A 4,953-nucleotide genomic window follows, 5' to 3' on the forward strand; every position below is an offset into this window, starting at 1 on the left:
GATGTTCGACTTGATCGAGCCCAGGTGGAGCGGCACCTCCCGGTCCTGCCCGTACGTCGCCAGCAGCGCCTGCGCCTCGATCGGGTCCCCCAGCGTGGTACCCGTCCCGTGCCCCTCGACCGCGTCCACCTCGCCGGCCGTCAGACCCGCGTTGGCGAGCGCCTGGCGGATCACCCGCTGCTGCGACGGCCCGTTCGGCGCCGTCAGACCGTTCGACGCCCCGTCCTGGTTCACCGCACTGCCCCGCACCACCGCCAGGACCTCGTGCCCGTTGCGCCGCGCATCGGACAGCCGCTCCAGCACCAGCACACCCACCCCCTCGGACCAGCCCGTGCCGTCCGCCGCCTCCGCGAACGCCTTGCACCGACCGTCCGACGCCAACCCACCCTGCCGGCTGAAGCCCAGAAAGCTCATCGGCGTGGAGAGCACCGTCACCCCACCCGCCAGCGCCAGCGAGGACTCGCCGCTGCGCAGCGACCGAGCGGCGAGATGCAGCGCGACCAGGGAGGACGAGCACGCCGTGTCCAGCGTGACGGCCGGGCCCTCCAGCCCGAAGGTGTAGGAGATCCGACCCGAGATCACACTGTTCGCAAGGCCCGTACTGGCGTGGCCTTCCACATCCTCACGGGAGTTCATCACCAGCGAGGCGTAGTCCTGGCCCGTCGTGCCGACGAAGACGCCGGTCCGGGAGCCGCGCAGCGTCCCCGGGTCGATGCCCGCCCGCTCGAACGCCTCCCACGAGGTCTCCAGCAGTAGCCGCTGCTGCGGGTCCATCGAGAGCGCCTCGCGCGGCGAGATGCCGAAGAAGCCGGCGTCGAACTCGGCCACGCCGTGCAGGAAGCCGCCCTTGGCCGTGGCGCTGCGGCCGCGACCGTCCTGACCGCCGCTCTGCAGCAGATCCAGGTCCCAGCCCCGGTCGGTGGGGAAGTCCGCCATCCCCTCCCGGCCGTCCACGAGCAGCTGCCACAGCTCTTCGGGCGAGGCCACGCCACCGGGCATCCGGCAGGCCATGCCGACGATGGCGACCGACTCGTCGCTGTCCAGGAGCGCCGCCTCCGGGGTGTCCGTCGTCTCCCCCTGCTCGTCGAGCAGCTCGGCGAGCAGGTGCTCGGCGAGGACGGTGGGCGTGGGGTGGTCGAAGACCAGGGTGGCGGGCAGCCGCAGTCCGGTGACCGAGGTCAGCCGGTTGCGCAGCTCGACGGCGGTCAGCGAGTCCAGGCCCAGGTCCCGGAACTCCCGGCCCGCGTCGACCGACGTGGCGGAGGCATGACCCAGTACGGACGCGGCCTCGGCGCGGACGAGGTCGACGACGTAGCGGGCCCGGTCCCCGTCCCGCAGTTCCCGCAGCCAGGTCGCGAGAGCAGCCGCCGTGTCGGCCCCGCCCACGGCGGTCGCCGCGCGCCGGCGCGAGCCACGGACGAGGGTGCGGAAGAGCGGCGGCACCTCGCGGTGCGGCTGCGCGGTCCCGACGAGCCGCCCGAGAGGCACCAGGTGGGGTTCGTCGATCCGGGTGGCGGCGTCGAGGAGGGCCAGGCCCTGCGCCACGGACAGCGGCGGCACACCCGAGGCGGTGATCCGCCGCATGTCCGCGTCGGAGAGCGTCCCCGTCATACCGCTGGACTGTGCCCACGCACCCCACGCCAGCGACTGCGCCGCCAGGCCACGGGAACGGCGGTACCGGGAGAGCGAGTCCAGGAAGACGTTGCCCGCCGCGTAGTTCCCCTGGCCCGCGCTGCCCATCACCCCCGAGATCGACGAGAAGAGGACGAAGGCCGACAGGTCCAAGTGCTCGGTCAACTCGTGCAGGTTCCAGGCCGCGTCCACCTTCGGGCGCAGAACCGCCGAGAGGCGCTCCGGGGTCAGCGAGGTGACGACCCCGTCATCCAGCACACCCGCCGTGTGCACCACCGCCGACAGATCACCGACCTGCTCCAACACCCCGGCCAACGCCCCACGGTCCGCCGCGTCACACGCGACGACCGCCACCTCCGCGCCCAGACCGGTGAGCTCCGCCCTCAGCTCCGCCGCGCCCGGCGCCTCCGGACCCCGCCGGCTCAACAGCACCAGCCTGCGCACCCCGTGCTCCACCACCAAGTGCCGGGCCACCACCGCACCCAGACCACCCGTCCCACCCGTGACCAGCACCGTCCCCGCCCCGGCCCACACCGAGGACCCCGAACCCGCACTCTGGCGCGCCAGCCGACCCACCCGCACCACACCGGCCCGCACCACCACCTGCGACTCGTCCGCCGCCAACACCTCGCCGACCGGCAGCTCGGCGCCCTCCTCCAGATCCACCAGCAGGAACCGGCCCGGATTCTCCGACTGCGCCGACCGCACCAGACCCCACACCGCACCCGCGGCCAGATCCCGCACCACCTCGCCACGATCCGCCGCCACCGCACCACGCGTCACGAACACCAGCCGCCCGGAACGCTCCGACGCGACCCACTCCTGCACCAACCCCAGCACCCACGCGGTGACTTCATGCACCTCACCCGGGACATCCCCGCCCGCGCCCGACACCGGAACCACCACCAGCTCGGCGTCCCCCGGCACCTCCGCCAGGCACGACACCTCGACACCCAAGGTCACCGACCGCACCACACCGGAACCGGCCGGACGCGACACCGCCGGCACCCACTCCAGCCGCAACAACCCGTCCTGCCCCACCGCCGACCCGGCCGACAGGGCACCCCACGCGAGCGAGTCCACCGACAGCACCGGCGCACCCTCGACATCCACCACCGCCAGCGACACCACGTCCTCGCCGACCCGGCTCACCCGCGCCCGCACTCGCGACGCACCCGCCGCATGCAGCGACACACCACCCCACGCCACCGGCACCAACTCACCACCGACGACCCGCACCACCTCCGCCAGCAACAGCGGGTGGATCCCGTACTGCTGAGCGTCCCGGGCCACCGCGTCCGGCAACGCCGCCTCGACGAAGGTGTCCTCACCCCTCCGCCACACCGACAGCCCGTCGCCCGACGACACCGCCACCGCGCCACGCGGCGGCCACACCGACCCGTCGAAGTCCGCGACCCGCTCCCCCACCACCAGCACACCCGAGGCATGCTCGGTCCACGCCCCCTCCACCACCCCCTCAGCACGCGAGAAGAAGCTCACCGTGCGCGCACCCGAGTCGTCGGGAGCACCGACCCGCACCTGGACCATCACGCCGTCGTGCCCCGTGAGCACCAGGGGTGCGGTCAGGGTCAGTTCCTCGACCCGGTCGCAGCCCACGAAGTCGCCCACCCGGAGGGCCAGTTCCAGGAATCCGGTGGCCGGGAAGTCCACCGGCCCGTCCACGGTGTCCGCCGCCAACCACGGCTGCGTCCGGGCGGAGATCCTGCTGGTGAACACCACCGCCTCGGAGCCGGCCAGCGGGATCGCCGCCCCCAGCAGCGGGTGCCCGGCGCCGAGGAGTCCTGCGGCCCTCACGTCACCCACCGCCGGCGCCGGCTCCGGCCAGTGGCGCTCGTGCTGGAAGGCGTAGGTCGGCAGGTCGACCCGGCGGGCGCCGGTCCCGTCGAACACCCGCGCCCAGTCGACGGCCACGCCCGCAACGTGCAGCCGGGCCAGACCCGTCAGCAGCGCCGCCTCCTCGCCACGCTCCTTGTGCAGTGCCGGCTCCGCCACGATCTCCTGGGCCACCGCCAGTTGCGCCAGCCCGGTCAACACCCCGTCGGGGCCGAGCTCCAGACATGCCGACACACCCTCGGCGACCAGCGCCCGCACCCCGTCCGCAAAACGGACCGTCTCCCGCACATGACGCACCCAGTACTCCGGCGAGCACAGCTGCTCGGGCGTCGCGAGCCGACCGGTCACATTCGACACCAGCGCCAGCTCGGGTGGCCGGAACGACAGGCCCTCGACGACCGCCCGGAACTCGGCCAGCATCGGGTCCATCAGCGGCGAGTGGAACGCGTGGCTCACCCGGAGCGGGGTGACCTTGCGGCGCCGGCCCTCAAAATGGGCGCGGACCGCCTCCACCGCATCGCGAGCACCGGAGACCACCACGGACGCGGGACCGTTGACCGCCGCGATCGACACCGACTCACCCAGCAGGGGCACGACTTCGGCCTCGGTCGCCTCGATCGCGACCATCGCCCCGCCCGCCGGCAGCGCCTCCATCAGCCGCCCACGCGCCGCCACCAGCGCGCAGGCGTCCGCCAGCGAGAACACCCCCGCCACATGCGCGGCCGCCACCTCACCGATCGAGTGCCCGGCCACGAACTCCGGCCGTATACCCAGCGATTCGACCAGCCGAAACAGCGCCACCTCCACCGCGAACAGCGCCGCCTGCGCGTGCACCGTCCGGTCCAGCGACACCGCGTCCGACCCCCACACCACCTCACGCACCGACCCGAAACCCGGCTCAGCACACACCGCGTCGAAGGCCGCCGCAAACGCCGGGAAGCGTGCGTACAACTCCCGCCCCATCCCGAGGCGTTGCGAACCCTGGCCGGAGAACAACACCGCCAGCGAACGCTCCACGGCCGCGCCGCGCGCCACCTCGGTGCCGTCCAGCAGCACCGCCCGGTGCCCGAACCGCGTCCGCCCCGCCAGCGACACCCCCACATCCAGCGGCGACAGTTCACCGAGGGCCGACACCCGTCCCAGCTGCGCCGCCAGCGCCGCCTCCGACCGGCCCGAGACCACCCACGGCACCACACCCGGCACCACGACCGGATCCTCGGCAGCCACCTCCACCGCCGGCGCCTGCTCGACGATCACATGCGCGTTCGTCCCGCTGATCCCGAACGAGGACACGCCCGCCCGTCGGGGACGCCCCGGCTCGGGCCAGGGCCGTGCCTCGGTGAGCAGCCCGACCTGCCCGGTCGTCCAGTCCACGTGCGAGGACGGCGCGTCCACGTGCAGCGTCCTCGGCAGGACACCGTGCCGCATCGCCATGACCATCTTGATCACGCCCGCCACACCCGCCGC

General features: G+C 73.5%; 1 protein-coding gene. It reads right to left on the reverse strand.

What is annotated here, in order from left to right:
* Positions 1 to 4,953 (reverse strand): SDR family NAD(P)-dependent oxidoreductase (locus tag ACWDRR_RS44065; RefSeq protein ID WP_449777980.1); only part of this gene is annotated, 4,953 nt, incomplete at both ends.

The organism is Kitasatospora sp. NPDC003701 (assembly GCF_053587085.1).